Source organism: Sinorhizobium chiapasense (assembly GCF_045277575.1).
GTDB lineage: Bacteria > Pseudomonadota > Alphaproteobacteria > Rhizobiales > Rhizobiaceae > Ensifer > Ensifer chiapasense_A.
The window spans coordinates 397663-420059 of record NZ_CP144205.1 but is presented as its reverse complement, the minus strand read 5'-3'; the positions used below and the strand labels follow the sequence as shown (position 1 = coordinate 420059).

At 62.0% G+C, this 22397-nt stretch carries 20 protein-coding genes; 11 read left to right on the top strand and 9 right to left on the bottom strand.

The features are described from left to right. Position 1: 1 nt before the first annotated feature. From QM996_RS01960 to QM996_RS01940, 5 genes are all read right to left on the bottom strand, one after another. Positions 2-643 carry a response regulator transcription factor gene (locus QM996_RS01960; RefSeq protein ID WP_500269060.1) on the bottom strand — a complete coding sequence of 214 codons (642 nt, stop codon included), beginning with the start codon at positions 641-643 and terminating at the stop codon, positions 2-4. Then, positions 640-4233 carry a PAS domain-containing protein gene (locus tag QM996_RS01955; protein ID WP_500269059.1) on the bottom strand — a complete coding sequence of 1198 codons (3594 nt, stop codon included), beginning with the start codon at positions 4231-4233 and terminating at the stop codon, positions 640-642. The genes QM996_RS01960 and QM996_RS01955 overlap by 4 nt, the downstream gene beginning before the upstream one ends. A gap of 302 nt (positions 4234-4535) precedes the next feature. Continuing rightward, on the bottom strand, positions 4536-5258 hold the full coding sequence (locus tag QM996_RS01950) for an SDR family oxidoreductase (RefSeq protein ID WP_500269058.1): 723 nt from the start codon (positions 5256-5258) through the stop codon (positions 4536-4538). A 119-nt stretch (positions 5259-5377) separates the two neighbouring features. Continuing rightward, positions 5378-6358, bottom strand: coding sequence for an alpha/beta fold hydrolase (locus tag QM996_RS01945; protein ID WP_500269057.1), 981 nt, complete (start codon positions 6356-6358; stop codon positions 5378-5380). A gap of 134 nt (positions 6359-6492) precedes the next feature. Beyond that, the gene (locus QM996_RS01940; RefSeq protein WP_500269056.1) at positions 6493-7278 is read right to left on the bottom strand and encodes an alpha/beta fold hydrolase; all 786 of its coding nucleotides are present in this window, start codon (positions 7276-7278) and stop codon (positions 6493-6495) included. A 277-nt stretch (positions 7279-7555) separates the two neighbouring features. On the opposite strand from QM996_RS01940, the gene QM996_RS01935 reads away from it, so the two are divergent. From QM996_RS01935 to QM996_RS01900, 8 genes are all read left to right on the top strand, one after another. Further along, the gene (locus tag QM996_RS01935; protein ID WP_500269055.1) at positions 7556-8011 is read left to right on the top strand and encodes a carboxymuconolactone decarboxylase family protein; all 456 of its coding nucleotides are present in this window, start codon (positions 7556-7558) and stop codon (positions 8009-8011) included. Positions 8012-8265: 254 nt separating this feature from the next. Next, on the top strand, positions 8266-9234 hold the full coding sequence (locus tag QM996_RS01930; RefSeq protein WP_500269054.1) for an MBL fold metallo-hydrolase: 969 nt from the start codon (positions 8266-8268) through the stop codon (positions 9232-9234). A 161-nt stretch (positions 9235-9395) separates the two neighbouring features. Continuing rightward, the gene (locus QM996_RS01925) at positions 9396-10148 is read left to right on the top strand and encodes an SDR family oxidoreductase (RefSeq protein WP_500269053.1); all 753 of its coding nucleotides are present in this window, start codon (positions 9396-9398) and stop codon (positions 10146-10148) included. Between the two features lie 60 nt (positions 10149-10208). Next, on the top strand, positions 10209-10628 hold the full coding sequence (locus QM996_RS01920; RefSeq protein ID WP_500269052.1) for a cupin domain-containing protein: 420 nt from the start codon (positions 10209-10211) through the stop codon (positions 10626-10628). Between the two features lie 73 nt (positions 10629-10701). After that, the gene (locus QM996_RS01915) at positions 10702-11727 is read left to right on the top strand and encodes a mechanosensitive ion channel family protein (RefSeq protein ID WP_500269051.1); all 1026 of its coding nucleotides are present in this window, start codon (positions 10702-10704) and stop codon (positions 11725-11727) included. Position 11728: 1 nt separating this feature from the next. Next, the gene (locus tag QM996_RS01910; RefSeq protein WP_500269050.1) at positions 11729-13195 is read left to right on the top strand and encodes an ATP-binding protein; all 1467 of its coding nucleotides are present in this window, start codon (positions 11729-11731) and stop codon (positions 13193-13195) included. Between the two features lie 10 nt (positions 13196-13205). Beyond that, on the top strand, positions 13206-13595 hold the full coding sequence (locus tag QM996_RS01905) for a DNA-binding transcriptional response regulator (RefSeq protein ID WP_500269049.1): 390 nt from the start codon (positions 13206-13208) through the stop codon (positions 13593-13595). Next, positions 13592-14842, top strand: a complete 1251-nt coding sequence (locus QM996_RS01900) for an adenylate/guanylate cyclase domain-containing protein (protein ID WP_500270371.1) — start codon at positions 13592-13594, stop codon at positions 14840-14842. Before QM996_RS01905 ends, QM996_RS01900 begins: the two co-directional genes overlap by 4 nt. A gap of 419 nt (positions 14843-15261) precedes the next feature. Here the strand turns inward: QM996_RS01900 and ggt are convergent, their stop codons facing one another. Then, on the bottom strand, positions 15262-16866 hold the full coding sequence (gene ggt / locus QM996_RS01895) for a gamma-glutamyltransferase family protein (RefSeq protein ID WP_500269048.1): 1605 nt from the start codon (positions 16864-16866) through the stop codon (positions 15262-15264). A 217-nt stretch (positions 16867-17083) separates the two neighbouring features. On the opposite strand from ggt, the gene QM996_RS01890 reads away from it, so the two are divergent. After that, the gene (locus QM996_RS01890; RefSeq protein WP_247958065.1) at positions 17084-17332 is read left to right on the top strand and encodes a hypothetical protein; all 249 of its coding nucleotides are present in this window, start codon (positions 17084-17086) and stop codon (positions 17330-17332) included. A gap of 43 nt (positions 17333-17375) precedes the next feature. On the opposite strand, the gene QM996_RS01885 is transcribed toward QM996_RS01890, so the two are convergent. After that, positions 17376-18515 carry a fumarylacetoacetate hydrolase family protein gene (locus tag QM996_RS01885; protein WP_500269047.1) on the bottom strand — a complete coding sequence of 380 codons (1140 nt, stop codon included), beginning with the start codon at positions 18513-18515 and terminating at the stop codon, positions 17376-17378. A gap of 255 nt (positions 18516-18770) precedes the next feature. Here QM996_RS01885 and QM996_RS01880 point away from each other — a divergent pair, with 255 nt between their 5' ends. Further along, a complete protein-coding gene (locus QM996_RS01880; protein ID WP_500269046.1) occupies positions 18771-19226 on the top strand; it encodes a hypothetical protein in 456 nt (151 codons plus the stop codon). A 90-nt stretch (positions 19227-19316) separates the two neighbouring features. On the opposite strand, the gene QM996_RS01875 is transcribed toward QM996_RS01880, so the two are convergent. Continuing rightward, positions 19317-19937 (bottom strand): TetR/AcrR family transcriptional regulator, encoded by a 621-nt coding sequence (locus QM996_RS01875; RefSeq protein ID WP_500269045.1) that lies wholly within the window; start codon positions 19935-19937, stop codon positions 19317-19319. A gap of 105 nt (positions 19938-20042) precedes the next feature. Between QM996_RS01875 and QM996_RS01870 the strand changes: the two genes are divergently transcribed. Continuing rightward, positions 20043-20783, top strand: a complete 741-nt coding sequence (locus tag QM996_RS01870) for an SDR family NAD(P)-dependent oxidoreductase (RefSeq protein WP_500269044.1) — start codon at positions 20043-20045, stop codon at positions 20781-20783. 137 nt (positions 20784-20920) lie between these two features. Here the strand turns inward: QM996_RS01870 and QM996_RS01865 are convergent, their stop codons facing one another. Continuing rightward, a complete protein-coding gene (locus tag QM996_RS01865) occupies positions 20921-22174 on the bottom strand; it encodes an NAD(P)/FAD-dependent oxidoreductase (protein ID WP_500269043.1) in 1254 nt (417 codons plus the stop codon). Positions 22175-22397 lie beyond the last annotated feature (223 nt).

The following is a 22397-nucleotide window of genomic DNA, read 5'->3' as shown; positions in this document are numbered from 1 at the left end:
CTCAATTTCCTCCAGCCCGGCGCGAATGGGTGATCGGTATTCCCAATCGCTCCGCTATGCGCACGAGGTCGGCGAGCGATGCCGCCGCCATTTTCTGCATCACGTTCCTCCGATGGATTTGCAGCGTCACTTCGCTGATTCCGAGTTCCGATGCGGCCTGCTTATTGAGCAGGCCGCTGACCACGAGCGGCAGGACATCGCGTTCGCGTGGCGTCAGTTCGAGATAACGCTGCCTTAACAGGCTCAGTTCGGCCCGTTCCGATCGCTTTCGCCGATCCTCGGAAATTGCTGTTTGAACCGCGGCCATGAGGTCCGCGTCGCTGAACGGTTTGGTGAGGAAGTCCACTGCGCCATGCTTGATCGCCTGCACCGAGGAGGGGATGTCACCATGGCCGGTAATGAAGACGATCGGCGGATGATCGCCCACGGCGATCTGCCGCTGCAGTTCGAGGCCGTTGATATCGGGCAATTCAACGTCGAGTATCAGACAGGCAGGCAGATCCGGCTTCTCGGCACCGACATAGTCGCCCGCCGAACCGAACGCGACAGCACGCATGCCATGGGTCTCCAGGAGCTCGCCGAGCGCCTCCCTGATGCGTTCGTCGTCGTCGACGATGAAAACTATATGGTCATCCGTTGTCATGGCGCCGCTTTCCCGGCGATTGGTAAGGTGAAAATGAACCGCGCGCCATGCGGTTCATTTTTCTCGGCCCATAAACGCCCGCCATGCGCCTCGACGATCGAACGGCAGATGGCGAGACCCATGCCCATTCCGTTCTCTTTCGTGGTGAAGAAGGGTTCGAAGATCTGATCCGGGAACTCAATGCCGTTTCCGCGGTCGGCTATTTCGGTCTGCACCTCGCCGCCCATGCGATGAGCGCGCACGTCGATAGCTTTTTCCCCTGCGACAGCCTCCATTGCCTCCATGCCGTTGCGGATGAGATTGACCAGGACCTGCTGGATCTGGATGCGGTCGATCGCGATAGGCGGAAGCTTGGCTTCCGCGTCGATGTCGATCCGGATGCGGCGACGCAAAGCCTCGCCTGCCACGAGGTTACACGCCTCAGTGATGACGCCGGAGAGCGACAGGCTGATCCTATTCTCCACGGATTGCTTGAACAGCGCCCGGATACGCCCGACTACTTCCGCCGCCGAGTTGGCGTCGCGGATGACCCGTTCGATCGTAATCTTGGCGCGCGCGACATTGATGGACTCAGCTGATAGCCAGCGGTAGCACGCGTGCGAATTGGCGACGATTGCCGCCAAGGGCTGATTCACCTCATGGGCGATGGAGGCTGACAGCTCCGCAAGGCTCGCGGCTTGGCCGGCGCGTGCCAGCCGCTCCTGCGCCAGGCGTAGCTCTTCCTGCATGCGCACTTCGCTGTCGACATCCAGGCAGATGACGTTCCATTGCACGATGGTGCCGTCGTCCTTCCGCATCGGCGCGGCGCGCGTTTCGACCCAGATATATTCGCCGTCGAAGCGTCGCAGACGGTGCTTTTTGAGATAGGGCTCGCCGGTTGCCAGGCAATGGGCATATTGCTCTTTGACGCCCGCGACATCGTCGGGATGGACCCCGGCATCGAGCGTGCCGTTCAGGCGCGATTTGGATTTCCCATCCAGTTCCTCCAACTCATAGCCAAGGAACTCGCGCAGTTGCTGGCTGCGATAGACTGGTTCGCCGTTCGGCGCAGCACAATCGATCATCGCCGGCAGTGTTTCCACCAGTTGCCAAAGGAAGCGTTCTCTCTCGCGCAATGCCTCCTGCGCGTGCATCTCGTCCTCGATGTCGATCGAAGCAATGTACCATTGCACAATCGTGCCATCTGCGTTGTGCAGAGGCTGCGCGCGCGCCTCTATCCAGCGATAGACGCCCTGCTTGTTGCGCCGGCGAAACCGGTTCACGAAAGGCTGACCGGTCGCAAGGCCATCCGATGCCCTCTGAAACATTGTTGGAAAGTCGTCGGGGTGAGCCACCTCTCGGGCCAACGCATCGAAATTTTTGATGTCCGCCGTCGGCGAACCAACGTCGTCGAGATATCGCTTGCTGGTGTAGGTCATCTCACCCGAAGCGGTAAAGCTCAGGATATTGAAGGGCATGGCGTCAATCATTTGCTCCAATTGCCGCTTGCTGCTCTTCAGTGCCTCTTCGGCCTGCACCTGATCGTCGACCTCGATGGACACCTGATACCAGTGAACGATCGCCCCATTTTCATCGCGTAGAGGCTGTGCGCGCGCCTCTATCCAGCGATAGTTGCCATCTTTCCAACGCCGGCGATACCGCATCATGAAGGGCTCGCCGGTTTTGAGGCAGTTGGCCGACGTTCGCAGCACCTCGGGGGCATCTTCGGGATGGACCAGTTTTTGCGCCACTCGGACGGTATCTTCGAAGTTCGCCTTGGAAAGGCCGAGATCCTCCAAAGATCGCTTATTGACGTAGGCCAGCTCGCCAGCAGGCGTCCAGCTCCAGATGTGAACTGGCAAGGCGTCCACAAGCTGCGAGAGCTCCCGCTCCCGGTTGCGCAAGGCCTCCTGCGCGATCAGGAGATCGTCGATGTCGAGGCAGACTCCGTACCACTGCACGATCCGACCGTCCTCGTCGCGCAGCGGCTCTGCACGCCCCTCTGTCCAGCGATAGGTTCCGTCTGATCGGTGTTGCCGATACTTCATTGTAAATGGATCGCCCGTCTCGAATGAATGCGTCAGTGCACGCTCGACAGCCGCGCGATCTTCCGGGTGGATGTCGGCCAATGAGCGGGATGCATTCGGAGCAATCAGTTCCGACAGGGTCACGCCGACATAGTCGGCAAGCCGCTTGTTGACATAGGAGGGTTTTCCCTCGGCTGTCGTACACCATATTAAGGCGGGCACTGTATCGATCAGTTGCTGGAGCTTTTGCTCGCTCCGCCGCAGCGCTTCCTGCGCACGTACCTCGTCATCGATGTCGATTGAAATTGCTAACCATTGCACGATCTTCCCGTCTTCGTCTCGCAATGGTTCCCCCCGGCCATCCACCCAGCGATGGACGCCGTCCGCGCGGCGCATGCGATATTTCATCGAGTATGGTTCGCCTGTGGCGACCGCATGGCGCACCGCCTGCAGCAAACTGGGCGCGTCATCTGGATGGACGAGAGTCTCGATGTTTGCCGCCAACTGACTTGCGCCCGGCCTGTGCAATTGTTGCAGATCGAACCCCAAAAAATCCACTAGGCGCTTGTTGAAGAAGGTCGGCTCGCCTTCGGGCGTCAGCCGTCTGATGTGGACTGGGACCATGTTCACGATCTGCGAGAGTTCTCGTTCTCGGTCGCGCAAGGTCTCCACACTTTGACGCAATGTCAGCAAGGCGAGCTGGTGCTGCCGGGATATGGCGGCCACGACCAGGGCCGAAAATGCCGAGATCGTCAGGAAGAGTTGCAGCATGATCTGGTTGTGGCGCTGATCTTCGGCATTTCCGGCAAATTGGCTGGCGCCGGAGATCGTGAAGATCGCGGTTATTAGCGCGAGAAGGGCAAGGGTAACGGCAGCCCCCTTGAATTCGAAGCGCACAGCAGCCCAGAGCAGTGGCGGCATGATGATATAGGCGAAAGGCAGGTAACCGCCCAGCGAAAGGGCCGCGACGCCGAGAAGGATAAGTCCCACAACACACGCTTCTATCCATCGCGCGGCCGTTAGCTCGGCCTTGCCGTTCCAGTTCTGGATCACGACCAGCGCGAGCGGCGCGACGATCAGGACCCCAGTGGCATCCCCGATCCACCAGAGAGGCCAGGCCCCCAGGAAGGTTTGCGAAAGTATGCCGAACCAGGCCAGCGTCGCACTTCCGACCGTCGCGCTGATCACCGGGGCAAAGCCAGCGCCCAATGCGACGAATACAAGAACTTCCCGCAAGGTTTCCAGCCGAGCCGGCCGACCCAAAGCCCGGTTTACGAGCCACGCGCCGACCGCAGCTTCGAGCGCGTTGCCGGCATAAATCAGGACGGCGGCGGGGAACGGGCTATGGAACCACAAGACATTGCCGAATAGCTCACCGAGGCAGCCGACCAGCACCCACCACGGCCAGCTCTGCTTGGGTGCGAGGATAAGAGTTGCAATGAAAAGCCCACTCGGAGGCCATATGGAAATGCCTGTTCCGGGTACGATTGCAAGTGCCTGCGCGAAACCACAACCCAGAACATAAGCCGCAAAAAACAGGCCCAGGTGCAGGAGTTGAGGGCGGTAAGACCAGATGCGCGTCATCGGCGGCTCCTGCAGGGAAAATAAAGCCTGGGCGGTGCCATATCGAGTGGGCGGTCTCGATATTAGCGTCAGCGATCCCGTCTCGCACCCTATTCGCGCCACTGCACGGCCGCAACTTATGGAAATCCATGTATTGGCGGGAATGCCGTCGCTTGGTTGCTGTCTCAGTCCAAAAGCCGCAAGGGCGAGGCATCCTCGTCGAAGTCCGTCGACCGGCTAACTTCATTCCACTGGAGCGCGGCCGTCGATCGGATCACATCATTCTGGGCAACTCGTGCCAGCGCGTCGCTTCCGAGGACGAGCTATTCCGGCAGATCGTCCCGGCGGGAAAGAGCGAAGATGACGGCGGCCACCTTGTCGGGGTCGCCGGGCTCGGTGCCGGCATAGCCTTCCGTCATCCTCATGATCGCGCCGATGGTTGGTTCATATTCCGGCAGCAGCGGCGGGACATGACCGCGGGCGACCCGTGTCCAGTTCGTGCGGATGCTGCCTGGCTCGACGGCGATGGCCTTGACGCCGAACGGCTTGACCTCCTTGGCGAGCGAAGCGGTGAAACCGCTCACCGCCCATTTGGCGGCGCTATAGGCGGCGGAGCCGGGACTGCCGAAGCGCGCCGAACTGGACGAGATATTGATAATATGTCCTGATTTCTGCTGGCGCATCACGGGGAGTGCTGCGCGCGTCAGGTTGACCACGCCGTAGAAATTGGTGTCGATCTCCGCCTTGAAATCATCTTCAGAGACCTGTTCGAAAGGGCTGAGATGCGCATAGCCGGCATTGTTCAGCAGCACGTCGAGGCGTCCGAACCGTTCTGTCGCGGTTTCGACTGCGCCGCGCGATGCCGACATGTCGGTCACGTCGAGTTCAATGAGGACAACCTGTTTGTCGTAGCGGCGCGCAAAGTCGAGGAGGCGGTTGACGTCTCGGGCTGTCGCGACAAGGTTGTCGCCGCGTGCGAGCACGAGTTCGGCCGTGCTGCGGCCGATCCCGCTGGCGCTGCCGGTTATAAGCCAAGTCTTTGGCATGTCGGATGACCTCTGAAAGGGCGATGATAGAAAAGGATCGAGGAACTGGCGCGGCAAGGCCGCGCCAGTTCAGGACGGCTCGCGCAGCACGGCGGCCTGCTCCGCGAGCCGTGGCCAGCTCAAGCTTTGAGGAAGGCGAGCAGGTCGGCGTTCACCTGGTCCTGATGGGTTGCGGTGATGCCGTGCGGCGCGCCCGGATAGTAGATCTCATTGGCACCCTTGATCAGCCGCGCGGATTTGACGGCGGAATCCTTGATCGGAACGATCTGGTCGTCTTCGCCATGCAGGACGAGCGTCGGCACGTCGAACTTCCGCAGGTCTTCCGTGAAGTCGGTTTCCGAGAATGCCTTGACGCATTCATAGGCGTTGAGCAGGCCGGCCTGCATGCTCAAGCGCCAGAACTGGTCGAGTGTGCCTTGGGAGACACTCGAGCCCGCTCGATTGGCGCCGTAGAATGGCAGGGCGAAGTCTCGGTAGAACTGTGAACGATCCTTGGCGAGACCGGCGCGGATCGCATCGAAGGCCTCTATCGGCAGGCCTTCCGGATTGGTCGCCGATTTGACCATGACCGGCGGCACGGCGCCGATCAGTACGGCCTTGGCGACACGCTTCGTGCCATGCCGGCCGATATAGCGGGCGACCTCGCCGCCGCCGGTGGAGTGGCCGACCAGCGTAGCGTCCCTGAGGTCCAGCGCCTCGATAACGGCGGCGAGGTCGTCGGCGTAGCCGTCCATATCGTTCCCCGATGTCGGCTGGCTGGAACGTCCGTGGCCGCGGCGATCGTGCGCCACGACGCGAAAACCGTGCTGGGCGAGGAACAGCATCTGGCCGTCCCAAGCGTCGGAGTTCAGCGGCCAGCCGTGCGAGAAGGTGACGACCGGGCCGGTGCCCCAGTCCTTGTAATAGATTTCTGTGCCGTCCTTGGTGACGATCGTGCTCATTGCTTGCTTTCCGTGATTGGTGGTGGCGGGAACGGGCTGCTTTGTGGTCTTAGCGTCGGCACTCGCGGGCAAGCCCGCTGCGATACCGGCGGTGAGGCTACCGAGCAGAGCGGCGCGGCGTGAGACGCCGACAGTCGATGGGTTTGAAATGTCCTGCATGTTTTATCCTTCACGATGATTGAAATACGAACGAGGATGGCAACCGGCGGCCCGCAAAACTATTGGCCGCAAGCATCTGCGGAACTGTGCGAAAGTTTAGAGACGAAACTTCTTCGGACCGACAATGCGGCCCTTCACCGGGCGGATGCCGCTTCTTCGATGAGAGCGGTGACTTCGCCGGGATGCGAGACCATGAGCGCGTGCGAGGCCCCGTCGACAACGACAGTCTTCGCGGCGTGGGCCCGCTCGGCCATGAACTGCATGGCCGCTGGCGGGATGTTGCGGTCGGCGGACCCGTAGATCATGTAGGAAGGCAGCAGCTTCCACGACGCGGCGCCGGAGGGTTCGGCGAGCGCAGCCTGGGCGACCGGACGTTGCGCCGAGGCCATCAGCGCCGCCTTGTCATCCGAAACGTCGGCGGCGAACTGGTGATGAAATTTGGACGGCTGGATGTAGAGATCCTGCGTGCCGTCGGGCAGCGTCACGGGTGCGAGCGCGCTGGCAAGCGTACTGCCCGGGAATTTGCCCGACAGGATGAGGCTGGATTCGCCGGTATCCGGCATGAAACCCGCGACATAGACCAGAGCCCTCACGTTCGGATTGCCGTTTGCGGCTTCGGTGATGACCGGTCCGCCGTAGGAGTGACCGACCAGGACCACCGGTCCGTGGATGGCGCGCACGACCGCCGCGACGGATGCTGCATCCGACGCGACGCTGCGAAGCGGGTTGGCTGCCGCGATCGCCACATAGCCATCCTTGGTCAGTCGGGTGATCACAGCGTCCCAGCTCGACGATTCGGCAAAGGCGCCATGAACGAGAACGATTGTCGGCTTGAGATTATGATCTTGGGATTGTGCGCCGGCGACAGTCAGCGCGGCGATCGCGGCACCAAGCGCCAAGGCCTTGATAATTTTGAGCATCTGCTTTCTCCTAACGCTGTGGTTGCGTATGCCGGGAGAATGCGTGGGTTTGCGGTCGCAAACCATTCTACGTGGGACAGGCCCCTGCACTGCCGAAGTATAGAAAGAGATGGCCCAAACGGCGGTGAAACCTGGTCGATCGGTAAGGCTCAGCTCCATCAGATGCTAAGCGGGAGCGCCTTCCGGCCAGATGGATGATCCGCGATGCCGTGGATAGTTGGTCATCGGGCGGCCCGCGTGGCTTCGACCCGATCGCAACCAATCCACGGAGAGCAGGATGACCAGACGTTTGAACATATTGGCCAGGAAGAATGACGGCATCGATGGCCTCGTCGCCGTCGAGGCCTGGATTGCCAAGAGCTTCGATCCCAAACTCATGGAGCTCGTCAAGGTGCGCGTGTCGCAGATCAACGGCTGCGTCCATTGCCTACACATGCATCGCCACGACGCGCTGAAACAGGGCGAGACCGAAGAGCGGATGCTTCTTCTGAGCGCCTGGCGTGAATCGCAGCTCTACAGCGACCGGGAGCGCGCCGCCCTCGCCTGGGCCGAGTCGCTGACCAACGTCGCCGAGAGCCGTGCACCGGATGCGGATTATGAAGTTGCCTCGAGCGTCTTTTCGGAAGACGAACTCCTGGTGCTGTCTATCGGCATAGCCATGATCAATGCCTGGAACCGGCTGGCGATCGGCTTTCGGCTGCAGCATCCGGCAGATCACAAGCGCGCCGCCTAATCGCTTAGCAGACGCGAACGCGCCGGGCGGATCCATCCGCCCGGCAAGGTGCAATGCAAGGCGTCCGCTCCTCCGTGCCAGCCACTTCGCTGTCAAATCTCCGCTGCGGCCGCGCTGAGAGCATAGGCTACCCTATCCTCAGGTATGGCCCTTCCTCTTCTTCCGCCGGATCGACCGCCAAACGTGCCTCAACATAAAATCCGCGCCGTGGCTTGTAACCGACACGTTTCGATCACGCAAAACAGGAGTGCATCATGTCGCAGACAGAAACAAAGCCCCGTACGATTGCTCATGAGGAGACCGACATGAGCTTGGACAACAACTCACGCCTCGGGAGAACAGGCGCCGACGAACTGGTCCCGTCGCGCTACGCGGTGCAGATCGGTGATATTGAGGTGCTGGTGATCAGTGACGGCGTGCTGCCGCTGCCGACCAAGATGCTGGGATACAATGCCGATCCGGCCGAGCGCGCGGCCTGGCTGAACGACATGTTCCTGCCGCCGGACGCTTTCGACTGGGCGCTGAACGTGGTCGTGGTGCGCAGCGGCAAGCAGACGATCCTCATCGACGCCGGCCTGGGGCTGGACCCGGAATTGAACCTGCCTCGGGCTGGGCAATTGATCAAGCGACTGGAAGCCGCCGGCATCGACCTCGGATCCGTTACCGACGTGGTGCTGACCCATATGCATATGGACCACGTTGGCGGGCTGCTCGTTGACGGGGTAAAGGCGCGGCTGCGTTCAGACCTCAGGATCCACGTCGCTGCGGCAGAAGTCAAATTCTGGGAGGCGCCCGATTTCTCGCATGTATCCATGCCGCCCGGCTTCCCGGATGCGCTTCGGGCTGCCGCCAAGCAGTTCAGGAAGGAATACGACAGCCACCTCAGACTGTTCGATGATGAGTACGAGGTGGCGCCGGGTGTAGTCGTCTCCCGAACCGGTGGCCACACGCCCGGGCACAGCGTGGTCCGCGTCGCCTCCGGTAAAGACCGGCTGATGTTTGCCGGCGACGCGGTGTTCGCGGTCGGCTTCGATCACCCCGACTGGTTCAATGGCTTCGAACATGATCCGGAAGAAGCTGCCCGCGTCCGCGTTCGTCTTCTGCGCGAGCTGGCGGAGAGCGGCGAGCTCCTAGTGGCCACTCATATGCCGTTCCCCTCGGTCGGCCATGTGGCTGCCGACGGCGATCACTTCCGTTGGGTACCGGTCTTCTGGGACTACTGACCGCCTGGTGCACTAGAGCCGAGCCGGCGCACGCCTCTAAGGCCATCCCCGGCTCGGCCGAGTGGATCAGCGGAACCGGTAGGACCGGCCCGATCCTCGACCAATCATTCAGAAGCGATTGAACAATGCGGTGCGCGAAGCGGCCGAAAATGGAGAAGCTCATGAAAATAGTCATCATCGGCGGAACCGGCCTGATCGGTTCGAAGACGGCCGACCGCCTTCGTAAGCAAGGCCATGAAGTTGTTGCCGCCGCTCCGAACACCGGCGTCAACACGATCACGGGTGAAGGTCTCGCTGACGCGCTCGCCAGAGCCTCCGTCGTCATCGACCTCGCAAACTCTCCGTCCTTCGAGGACAAAGCCGTTCTCGAATTCTTCGAAACGTCAGGCCGCAATCTGGCGGCGGCAGAAAAGGCCGCCGGTGTAAAGCACCACATCGCGCTTTCCATCATAGGCACCGACCGCCTGCCTGAGAGCGGCTACATGCGAGCCAAGGTTGCCCAGGAAAATATCGTCAGAGGCGACGGCATTCCCTATACGATCATCCACTCGACGCAGTTCATGGAATTCCTCGGTGGCATCGCCCAGGCAGGCACCGTTGGCGACACGACCCGCCTGTCGACCGGCTTTTTGCAGCCGATTGCCTCCGATGACGTGGCAGATTTCGTGACGGATGCGGCCCTTGCGGCGCCTGTGAACGGCGTCATTGAGATTTCCGGCCCCGAGCGCGCCCGGCTTTGCGATTTCGTCGCCCGTTACCTGAAGGCGATGGGCGACACCCGCAAGGTCGTGGCTGATCCCGAAGCCCTCTATTTCGGCACCAGGCTCGAGGACGGCTCGCTCGTCTCCGACAACAATCCCCGCATCGGCCGCATTACCTTCGAGCAGTGGTTTGAAACCTCGGCGCGGAAATGACCGACCACCGAGCGTCGCATCTGTCGGCGCACCTTCCGAGCTCACGAAAGGAGTTTCGCTATGATCAAGTTAATCCTCACTGCCTTTACCATGACAGCTCTCTTGTCCGCTGCCGCCGCTGCTGGTGATGCCGGTAGCAAGAATGCTCAGGTCACGCTGGTTTACGAGCACGAATTGCCGAATGTTACGGGCAAGAGCATGAAAGGCGTTCTGGTCGAATACGGTCCCGGCGGCTTCTCCTCGGCCCACACGCATCCCAACTCGGCCTTCATTTATGCGACGGTGCTGGAAGGCGCGATTCGCAGCCAGGTCAACGACGGTCCGGTCAAGGTCTACAAGGCGGGCGAAAGCTTCTCCGAGATGCCGGGCGATCGCCATGGTGTCAGCGAAAATGCCAGCAAGACCAAGCCCGCCAAGCTGCTGGCTGTTTTCGTCGTCGACAGCAGCCAGAAGGAACTGACCTTCCCGATCAAGAAGTAGGCGAGAGGGCCGGTGGCCGTCTGCGGCATTTGGCCCCTTTCCCAATCGTTAAAAATCACCGCTGGTGAGCGCCATGTTCGGCGAAGATCATTTCCTGCCGCTCGTCCTGATCAATATTCTGGGGTTTGCCGGTATTCTCGTATGGCACATTCAAGGGCGCAGCCGTCCGACCGGGCGCCTGATCGTGCAAATTCTGTTCTTCGCCACGATGAGCCTCGTGCTCGGCCTAGGCGGAATTTCACCTTACAGGCTCGACCAGGCCGAGCTCCAGGGCGCCGGCCTCTTGATTGCCAAGTCCGCGAGGATCCTCTGGTGGACCCATCTTGCGTGGACGATCATCGGCTTCGTGCATATCTATATCAGCCTCAACCATAGGCCGCGGGAGGCACATCTCCTGCAGGATCTGATCGTCGCCGTCGTTTATCTCGGCGTCGCACTGTCGATCATCGGCTTCGTCTTCGGCGCGCCAATAGGTCCTTTGGTTGCCACCTCGGGCGTGGTTGCCGTCATCATCGGCCTGGCATTGCAGAATACGCTTGCCGACGTCTTTTCGGGGATCGCACTTACGCTGGGGCGGGCTTATGTCGTCGGCGACTGGATCCGGCTCAGCGACGGAACGGAAGGGCGCGTCGCCGAAACCAACTGGCGTTCGACGAATCTGCTGACCGGCGCGCACAATGTGGTGGTGGTACCCAACAGCGTCCTGGCGAAGCAAGGGGTGACCAATCTCAGCCGTCCTGACGAAACGCACTGGATTGCGTTTGTCGTCCACATTGCCGCCACCCACGCGCCGTCCGTCGTTGAAGAGGTCATGCTGGGTGTTCTGCAGGGCTGCGAGCAAATCGTTAAAATTCCGCCGCCGGCCATCGCGCTCAAGGCGATCGACGCGACGGCGATCGAGGTCGAGCTGCAGTTCTGCGTGGCGAGCCCGGCGAGCCGGCTGCCGGCCAAAAACGAGGTCATTGATCTTGTCTATCGCGGTTGCAAGGCGAACGGCCTTTCTCTGGCAATGCCGCCCGAGAGCCTGCTCTGGGGGCGAGCCGTTACGGGCGGTGAGGCCGCAGCTATCGTCAGGTCGCTCTCATCCAGCGCGGTTTAGCATGGACATCGAGCTGAGGCGCAGGATTGGCGAGCTTGAGCAGCAACTGCGCAACGCAGCGGCCGAGAGTGCCAACCTGCGTTCGGAGCTTGCGATTGCGCTGGAACGCCAGACCATCACCGCGCAAATTCTCAACGTCATCTCCATGTCGCGAACCGACGTGCAACCGGTTTTCGACGTCATTTCTGAGAGCTCGCGGCGGCTGCTCGGCGGTCAAACGGCGCTTGTGACGCGCGTCGTGGGGGACATGCTTCATCTGGCGGCGTGCACGGCGGGAAGCCGAGCCAGCCACGAGGAGATCCGGGCCTCATTTCCTGCTCCGCTGACATCCTCAGGGATCCACAGCCGAGCCGCAATGAACTCGGCCATGGCGTTCCGCTCCGATATCGAAACCGAACCCGGCGTCCCTCAAGCAGTCAAGGAGATGGCGCGGGTCAGGGGATACCGAAGCATCATCGTGGTGCCCATGCTTTGCGAGGGCATCGCTATCGGCACGATCGGTGTTTCGCGCGCCGAGCCGGGGACCTTCAGCGATAGCCAGATCAACCTTCTCAACACGTTCGCCGATCAGGCCGTAATCGCGATCGAGAACGCCCGACTGTTCGAAGAAGTCCAGGCGCGGACCGCGCTGCTCGCCAAGTCACTCGACGATCTGCGCGCCGCACAGGACCGTCTGGTGCAGACCGAAAAACTGGCCTCGCTCGGTCAGCTCACTGCCGGCATCGCGCACGAGATCAAGAACCCGCTCAACTTCGTCAACAATTTCGCGGCGCTTTCAGTCGAATTGACGGATGAGTTGAATGATGCGCTCGCGCCGGTAGCGCTCCCGGACGATATTCGCGACGAACTCAACGAAGTACGCGGTCTGTTGAAGGACAATCTGCAAAAGATCGTGCAACACGGCAAGCGAGCCGATTCCATCGTCAAGAACATGCTCTTGCATTCGCGCGGAGGCGGCGGCGAACACCGGCCAACGGACGTGAATACGCTGGTTGAAGAGAGCCTCAATCTCGCTTTCCATGGCGTGCGCGCCGAGCAGCCGCAGTTCAACGTGACCCTCAGACGGGAATTCGATCCAGACGCCGGCGTCGCCGACGTGTTCCCGCAGGAGATCACACGCGTGCTGCTGAACCTGATCTCCAATGGCTTCTATGCCGTAGCCAAGCGAAGCGGCGATAACAGCCTCGGCTTTGAAGCCGAACTCAGCGCCGGCACACGCAACCGTGGTGAACATGTCGAAATCCGCATCCGCGACAACGGCGTCGGCATTCCGTCAGAGGTCAAGGAAAAGATATTCAATCCATTCTTCACGACAAAGCGGCCTGGCGAAGGCACTGGCCTCGGTCTCTCCATGAGCCACGACATCATCGTGAAGCAACACGGCGGCAGGATCGATGTCGAGACCGAGCCCGGTGTGTTTACCGAGTTCATCATCCTGCTGCCGCGAAAGCAATTCTTCGCACAATAGGAGAGGAGCCGTGACTCTATTGGTTCTGGTGGTGGATGACGAAGCGGACGTCGAGGTCTTGTTCCGCCAGCAATTCCGCCGCGATCTTCGCGCCCGGCGTTTCGTGATGGATTTTGCCGCCTCGGCCGCGCAGGCTCTGACCCGCGTTGTCGACACTGGCGAGCAAACGCTGATTTTGATTTTCTCCGACATTAACATGCCTGGGATGAATGGTCTCGACATGCTGCCGGAAATGCGCGCACGAAGGCCAGATGTTCCAGTCATCATGATCACCGCCTATGGAGACCCCGAGACGTGCAGGACTGCGCTGGATCGAGGCGCGGAGGGCTTGCTGACCAAACCGATCGACTTCGTCCAGCTACGTCAGGTTATCGAGACGAGACTGGGACCGGCCACATGACTACAACTGTTCTCGTGGTCGATGACGAGCCAGACATGGAGACGCTTGTTCTGCGGAAATTCCGAAGGCAAGTTCGCGACGGACGCATGAGTTTTGTGTTCGCACATGACGGTGTTGATGCACTCCACGCGATCGAACAGCATCCCCATGTCGATCTTGTGGTCATGGACATCAACATGCCGCGCATGGATGGCCTCTCACTGCTGGCGAAATTGCAGGAGCGAGAGGACAAGAAGTCGGCCATCATCGTCTCGGCCTACGGTGATATGAGCAACATACGGACCGCGATGAATCGCGGTGCGTTCGACTTCCTGACCAAACCGATCGATTTCGCCGATCTGGAGGCGACGATCCTGAAGACCATCGGTCACATCGAGGTCTTGCGCGAGACACGACGCCGCCAGGCGGAAGCGGAGCGTGCGCATGCGTCGCTGTCGCGCTATTTTTCGCCCGAACTTGCCAGGCGCCTCGCCGCCGACGGTGATGACGATGACATGCAGGTACGCTGGCGCAACATCGCCGTGATCTTCACCGACATCACGGGCTTCACCTCGCTTGTCGAGATAGCCGTTCCCGAGGTGCTGGCGGAGTTGCTCAACGAATATGTCGGCGGCCTGACGGATGTCGTCTTCGCGCATGAAGGAACGGTGGCCAAAGTGATCGGCGATGCCATTCAGGTGCTGTTCAATGCACCTGGCGACCAGGCCGACTATGCGACCCGCGCAATCGCCTGCGCACAAGCGCTCGACCAATGGGCAGAAGCGTTTCGCGCGCGCTGGAAACGGAAAGGCGTTGACTTCGGGGCCACACGTGTCGGCGTTCACGCGGGCCTCGCACTGGTCGGCAACTTTGGTGGCGATCGCTTCTTCGATTTCACCGCCTACGGCGACACAATCAACATCGCCGCGAGGCTGGAAGCTGCGAACAAGACGCTGGGTACGCGGATTTGCGTCAGCGACAGTGTCGCAAGCGAGGCAAAGGAATTCAGAGGGCGACCGGTCGGCGATCTTGTCCTGCGCGGACGCAGCGAGCCCCTACGCGCCCACGAGCCCTTGTCGGTAGCGCAGTTCGATGCGCCGGTCACGGCGCAGTATATGACGGCCTTTACCAAGCTTGAGCAGAATTGCGCCGCCGCCATGCCTGCTTTCGCCGCCCTGGTTGGCATGCACTCCGATGATCCGCTCGCCAGCTATCATTTGAGACGGCTGCTCAACGGCGCCACGGGCATTCGGATTCAGGTCGGATGATCGAGCACGAGCTTAACGAGTCTGCCGCAAGCGGCGATCCGGCGGCCGAATGTCGCTCCTTCTGATTGCATGAAGATGATCTGCGTGGCGCGCCGCGACTTTGCCGCCATCCATCGGAATCGCGGAAGTATTCCAATGCGGACGACGAGACGGCGATGGCGCGCTCCGGGTCCAGAAGCGGAAATTATTATCGCTTAGGCGCCGGTTGACTGAAGCCCAAAGCCAGGGCACAAAGGTGGCATCCACGGTCGCTCGCGGCGGGAAAATATAGGGAATTCAAAGGCTATTTCGCTAAGTCTTTGAAATCATGTGAGAATCCAGGTTCCCCAGCCAATTTCTTCCGCAATAGAACCAATTTTGCCGTGCACCCGGCACCGTCGCAGCTTGTCGCGCGATGTCCCAACGGCTGGCCGCCAACCCTAAAACGCCAACGCGCAGCCGTCCTTGCGCGGGTCCGAGCCGGCCTGCAAGACGCCGTTGATCGAATCGATCAGGATCGCCTGGCCGCCGCCATGCGGCATCTCGGCGACCATGACCTCATGGCCGAGCGCCGCGAGCCCTTTCAGCACGTCCTGGCGGATGCCGCGCTCGGCCTCGAAGCGGCCCATCTGGTGGAAGCCGCGGCCGCAATCGATCGCCTCCTGCACATTCATGCCGAAGTCGACGATGTTGGTCAGCACATGGCTCTGCCCGACCGGCTGGAAGCCGCCGCCCATCACCCCGAAAGACAGCCACGGCCGGCCATCCTTCATCGCCATCGCCGGGATGATGGTGTGCAGCGGGCGTTTGCGCGGCCCCACGCAATTGGGGTGCGCAGGATCGACGCGGAAACCGATGCCGCGGTTATGCAGCAATACGCCGGTCTTCGGGCTGCTGATGCCGGTGCCGTACGACCAGAACAGCGAATTGATGAAGGAACAGGCATTGCCCTTTTCGTCGACCACGCTGATGTAGATGGTGTCGCGATAGGTGGTGGCACCCGCAGGACCGACAACCGGCATGGCCTTCTTCAGGTCGATCAGACTGCGCAGCTCGTCCGCAAAGCCCGCGGAAAGCAGCCTTTCTACCGGCACATCGGCAAAGTCGGGATCGGCGACATATTTATCACGCACCTGGAAAGCCAGCCTCGTGGCCTCGGCTTCAATGTGGAAACGCTCGACGCCAACCGGATCGTATTTCCCCAGATCGAAGCCGCTCAGGATATTGAGCATCAGCAAAGTGGTGATGCCGACGCCGCTTGGCGGGATTTCCAGAAGTTCTATTCCGCGATAGGTCGTGGAAATCGGATCGATCCAGAAGGCCTCCTGCGCGGCGAAGTCGTCGAGCGCGTGCGTGCCGCCGAGGCTGCTGAGGTAGCCCACCACGTCCTCGGCGACCCAGCCTGAATAGAAACCGTCACGCCCTTTGGCGGCGATCTCACGCAGAACCTTCGCGTGCTCGGGCTGGCGGAACAGTTCACCCGCCCTCGGGGCGCGACCATCCTTCAGCCACATGCGCGCACTGTTGGCGTCCGCTTTCAGCTTCTCTTCGTTGCGGCTCCAATCGACGGCAACCCGTTCGGTGACCGCAAATCCCTCCTCCGCATGGCGAATGGCGGGTTGCAACAGCTCGCCCAGCGGCATGGAGCCGAAACGCCGGTTCAGCTTGCTCCAAGCATCGACCGCGCCGGGAATGGTGATCGCATGCACCGAGGTGAGCGGGATCTCCTTCAGTCCCTGCTTCAGCAGATGTTCGGCCGTGAGCCCCTGGGGCGCACGGCCCGATCCGTTGAGGCCGAAGACCCGCTTGCCATTGGCGACATCGGTGCCGACGGGAGCGAAGAGAACGAAATTGTCGCCGCCGATGCCGGTCGAACCGGGCTCCACCACGCATTGCACGGCGCAGGCGGCAATCGCGGCATCGGCGGCATTGCCGCCGCGGCGCAGGATCTCGATGGCCGTGAGCGTGGAAAGGGCGTGCGAGGTGGCAGCGGCGCCATGCCGACCCATGACGACGGAGCGGCCAGGCAGGTGCAGGTCACGCATGGGGCAGGAACTCCAAAAAGACGAGAACAATTCAGGCGCACGAGCCTAAGCGCCTGCCGAGCGGATGGAAAGGCCGCAGTTGATGCGCCATTCGCCGCAACCAGTCGCCTGGCGCACGGCGCAGAAGCGATTGGCGGACAGCACTTCCGGACTGCCCAAGGTCCCGCAAGAGGCGCATAATCTCGTCCCTTCCAAGCGATCAGGCGGAGGACGGCCGATGTTCGATGCTGGCAGAAAGACGGACGCTGAATATGCGATCGAGTACATCCAGGAAAATCCGGAAGCCGGTCTTTGTTGCGAGGATCAGCGCTGGTGGATTACGCCGAACGCGAACGAGACCGATCAGCAGATCCTGTTTCTCGACGCCGTCGAGGCGGAGCGCCTGAAGGACGATGCACGCCTTCAAGCGGTGCCTGACATCGCCCACCCCGGCCGAGCTCTCTGGATCATGCGGAAGATGACTTAAGGGCGCCGAACGGACTGCGACCGACGGAGGAAGCTGACCTGCGCTAGAGCAGCCCCCGTCCCGCAAGGTTGCGCATCAGCGCCGCCGCGCCGAAGCTCCAAGGCGCACATTCCGTCGAAAGCCGGACGGTGTTGGTGAGCCGGCCGAGCTCCGCGTTGGCGATCGTCACGACGTCGCCCAGCTTGTGGGTGAAGCCCTGGCCGGGTTCGTCGCGGTCTTCGACGGGAGCGAAGAGCGTGCCCATGAACAGCATCAGGCCATCGGGATATTGGTGGTGCGGACCGATGGTCTGGGCGACGAGATCGAGCGGGTCACGGCTGATCTCCGCCATCGAGCTTCGGCCGGTGAGCCGGTAGCCGTCCTCCCCTTCGACGAACAGGGTGAGTTCGGCCTTGCGGACATCGTCGATCGTGTAGGTTTCGTCGAACAGGCGAATGAAGGGGCCGATGGCACAGGAGGCGTTGTTGTCCTTGGCCTTGCCGAGAAGCAGCGCGGAGCGGCCCTCGATGTCGCGCAGGTTGACATCGTTGCCGAGCGTTGCGCCCTTCACCTGGCCGCCGGAGGAGACCGCGAGCACGATCTCCGGCTCCGGATTGTTCCAGTGCGAGGCGGGGTGCAGGCCGACATCGGCGCCGGGACCGACCGCCGAAAGCACCTGGGCCTTGGTGAAGACCTCGGCATCCGGGCCGATGCCCACTTCCAGATATTGCGACCAGACGCCCTCCTCCTGGAGTGCTGCCTTGACGCGGGCGGCTTCCGGCGAGCCGGGCTTCAGGTTGCGCAGGCTGTCGCCGATGACGGCCGTGACGCGGCTGCGGATCGCCTCGGCACGGGACGCATCGCCCGCCGCCCGCTCCTCGATGACGCGCTCGATCATCGAGCGCGCGAAGGTGACGCCACAGGCCTTCACCGCCTGCAGGTCCGAGGGGGCAATCAGATGAAGGGTCGATGCATCCGCCTTCCGCGCGAGGCAGTCCTCAAGCGAGGCAAATCGGTCACCGGAAATGGAGCGCACATGCGCGACCGGATCCGGAAGCTCGAGCAGGTCGCGCATGGTCGGCGTCGTTTTCGAGGTGATATCGTATAGAGCGCCGTCGCGGATCATGACAAGCGACGGCCCGCCGAGATCGGGCCGCCAGACGCGGCCGATAAATGTGCCCTTGCTAAACGCTGTATCGGTCATGCTGCCTCTTCCTCCATGAGCGCTCTATTTCTTGCAGCCGAGAAGGGGGCTGTAAAGTCGACGGCGGGCGTGAACATCCCTTGGGTTGCAATATCCGGAACATTGCAAATTTTCACGCGTTTACGGTTATGCCACGCGCCCACCGGGCGCCCTTGTCGCTTCGCGACGGCGCGAAATCCGTTGCCCACGACTGCCGGGGAAGGTTCAGGAGCAGTCGCCTGCGGCCAGGAGGACGCCAAGAAGAGGATGAACGCAATGAACCAGCAGGAAGAGTTCAAGGACAAGCCGGTAATCGATCCGGTGACCGGGCAGCCTATGCCGCAAACGCAGATGAGCGATGTGCCTCCGGCCCGCTCGGGGCGCAGCAACTGGCCGATCGTCATCATCCTGCTCGCCGGTCTGGTATTGGCGCTGATCGCCTGGCTGCCGGCTGAACTGACCCGCGATACGGCCGACACGGCAGCACCGCCGCCGACAACGGACCAGCCGGCTACCGGCCAGGCAACCCCTAATACGACGGCACCGGGCACGGGCACGACGGGCCAAGCTACGCCGCCGGCTGCCACCGGCACGGCACCCTCCAGCGGAACGGCGACGCAGCCGGCACCCGAAGCGACGCCGCAGCAGGGTACCCAGACGCCCGAGACGCAGGGTTCGACCCCGAACTCTACCCCGGGCACCACGCCCAACATGACGCAGCCCGCGCAGTAACGGCTGACCGATACCCGTGGCCGGAGGATCCTCCCTTCGGCCCATTCGCCGTCACGACGGCAAGGATCGCGCGGCGGATCGAGCGAACGCTCAATCCGGCTTGATCGATGCCGCGATCATCGCGTCCCAGCCCGCGGCGGCGCAGTCGGCGATCGCCAGCAGGGTTTCGCGTGTCGCCCCGTCGCGGGCTTCGATCGACATTCCGTGCTGGAGCGAAGCGACATAGGCCGCGATTGCCGCGCATGGGGTGCCTTCCGGCAAGTCGCCTTCGGCGACGCCGCGCTCAAACCGACGCTCCATCGCAACCTGCTTCTCAAGCCGACGCATCTTCAACGCGTCACAGACCTCCGCATCCCCACCTTCCATCTGCGGCGCCGAGAGCACGACCATGCAGCCGCGCGGTTCTCCGCCGCGGGTGAAGTTGTCGGCGGTCCGTCTCAGAAGATCGTGTACCGCCGCCTTGGCCGTTGGGGCCGTCTCCAGATTATCCCAGATGCCGGCGCCATCCGTCCGGCCATAGAGATCGACCGCTTCGATGAAGAGCCGTGCCTTGCTGCCGAAGGCGGCGTAAAGGCTTGGCGGCTTCAGCCCCATTGCATGGGTCAGATCCGCAAGCGACGTGTTGTCGTAGCCCTTATCCCAGAACAGCTGCATGGCACGCGCCAGCGCCTCCTCTCGGGAAAAGTTGCGTGGACGGCCGCGGCTCGGCATGAGAGCAATTCCTTTCTGTATCGATCAATACATAAATCGCTTGACAGCGCCTGGCAAGTCGCCTCTCCATATGTGTATCGATCACTACAAATATGGAGAGACACGGTGACGAATCTGAAAGACAAGGTGGCACTGGTGACGGGCGGCAGCCGTGGCATCGGCGCGGCGATCGCAAAACGGCTGGCGGCGGAAGGCGCGACCGTGGCGGTGACCTATAGTCAATCCAAGGCGAAGGCCGAGGCGCTCGTGACGGAGATCACGCGGGACGGCGGCAGCGCATTGGCAATCAAGGCGGACAATCGCGAGCCGGGCGCCGTCGAGGCCGCGGTCCAGACAGTCGCCGAAAAACACGGCCGCATCGATATCCTCGTCAACAATGCCGGTGTATTCGATGCCGGAACGGTGACGGAAGTGACCACCGAGGACTTCGACCGGACAATCGATGTCAATGTGAAGGCCGTGTTTCTTGCGACGCGCGCCGCGGCTGCGCACATGCCCGAGGGCGGGCGCGTCATCTCGATCGGCAGCAACCTCGCCGCCCGCGTTCCCTGGCCCGGCATGAGCCTCTATGTGCTGAGCAAGAGCGCACTTGTGGGATTCACCAAGGCGGTGGCGCGCGACCTCGGGTCGAGGGGGATTACCGTCAACGTCGTCCATCCCGGCTCGACGGATACGGACATGAACCCTGCCGATGGCGAACACGCCGGTCCGCAGCGCGGGCTGATGGCGATCCCGCGCTTCAACGAAGCAAGCGATGTGGCAGGTGTCGTCGCCTGGCTTGCAGGCCCTGACGGCCGCAGTGTCACCGGCGCCGAATTCACCATCGACGGCGGCACCAACGCCTGAAGCGGCTTGCAACAAACGAACAAGACCGGAAGCATTGCCCCGGTCTTGTTCAAACATTGCGCGCAGCCTGCCCGCACGATGATTGAAACGACGTGTTTCCGGACGGAAAACCTCCCGATCCTTCTTGCGAGATTGCTTCAGGCCAGGAATCGTTCCGGGCGATAGGGCGCGATATCGATCACCGTCTTTTCGCCGGTCATGGCCTCCGCCAGCGCCCGGCCGGTCACGGGCCCGAGCGTCATGCCATGATGCGCATGGCCGAAGGCGAACCACAGGCCCTCGTGGCGCGGCGCCTTGCCGATAATGGGCATCATGTCGGGCGTGCAGGGCCGCGCGCCCATCCACGGCTCCTCGTCGCGGCGTTCGGCGAGCGGGAAGAACTCGCGCGCCACCCGCTCGGCGCGCGCCAATTGCACTGGCGTCTTCGGCGCGTCGCGCCAGGCAAATTCTGCGCCGGTCGTCAGGCGCACACCGCGCAGCATCGGCGCCAGGAAGTAACCTCTCTCGGCGTCGAGCACCCAGTTGTTGAGCTGCGCGCCCTCCTGCATGCCGTAGTGCATATGGTAGCCGCGCTTGACCGCGAGCGGGAAGTGATAGCCGAGCTTGCGAGTAACCGTGTCGGCCCATGGGCCGAGTGCCACGACGACTTCGCGGGCCTCGAGCGGGCCCTCCGGTGTCGCAACGCGCCAGCCCGGACCTTCGAGGATATGCTCCACCGTCGCGGCGTCGCCGGAAACCAGGCGCCCGCCCAAAGACTGGAAATAGGCGAGATAGGCCTTGTTGAGGCTGTGCGGGTCACGGATCGACCAGGGATCGCTCCAGCGCAGACCGCCAACGAGATCGGCCCTGATCGACGGTTCAATCGTCTTCAGCTCGCTGGTCGAAAGTTTCTGGTGATTGACGCCGAAACCGGCCGAAAGCTTTTCCGCCTCCTTGTAGGCGGCATCCCGCTGCTTCTCGGTGCGGAATACCTTCATCCAGCCTTCTTTACGAATGAGTTCGCCCGCCCCGGATGCTTCGATCAGGTCCTGATGTTCGCTGATCGAATGCTCGATCAGCGGCGCGTAGAGATGGGCGATGCGCTGGTGCTGGGTAAAGCCCGAATGCCACCAATAGCGGGCCAGGAACGGCACCAGCCCCGGCAAGGCCCGGAAATGATAGGACGCGTCGATCGTATTGTTCAACGCGTAGCGGAAGAGCGCGCCGAAGTCGTGCGGGAAACCGTAGGGGAAGACGCCTTCGCGCTGGATCAGGCCGGCATTGCCGTAGGAGGTTTCCTCGCCGGCACCACGACGGTCGAGCAGCACCACCGATTTGCCGCGCCGCGCCAGATGGATGGCGGAGGAGATGCCGACGATACCGGCGCCGAGAACCACTACATCAGTCTTCATTTGTGGCTGCCCCATTATCCGATCAAGTCAAGCCGCGGCTTCGCTAAAGCCACGGCGCCAACGTCATTCCTCCTTCAGCGCGCCAAGCGGCATGGCAGAGACGACGAAGGCAGGATGCGTGATCGTCGCCCCACGTCCGATGTTCGCTCGAATATTGCTGCGGGCTCAGGAAGATCCGCAGCAGATGGCTCGAGGAGGTTGCCACGATCGAAGAGGCGACCTT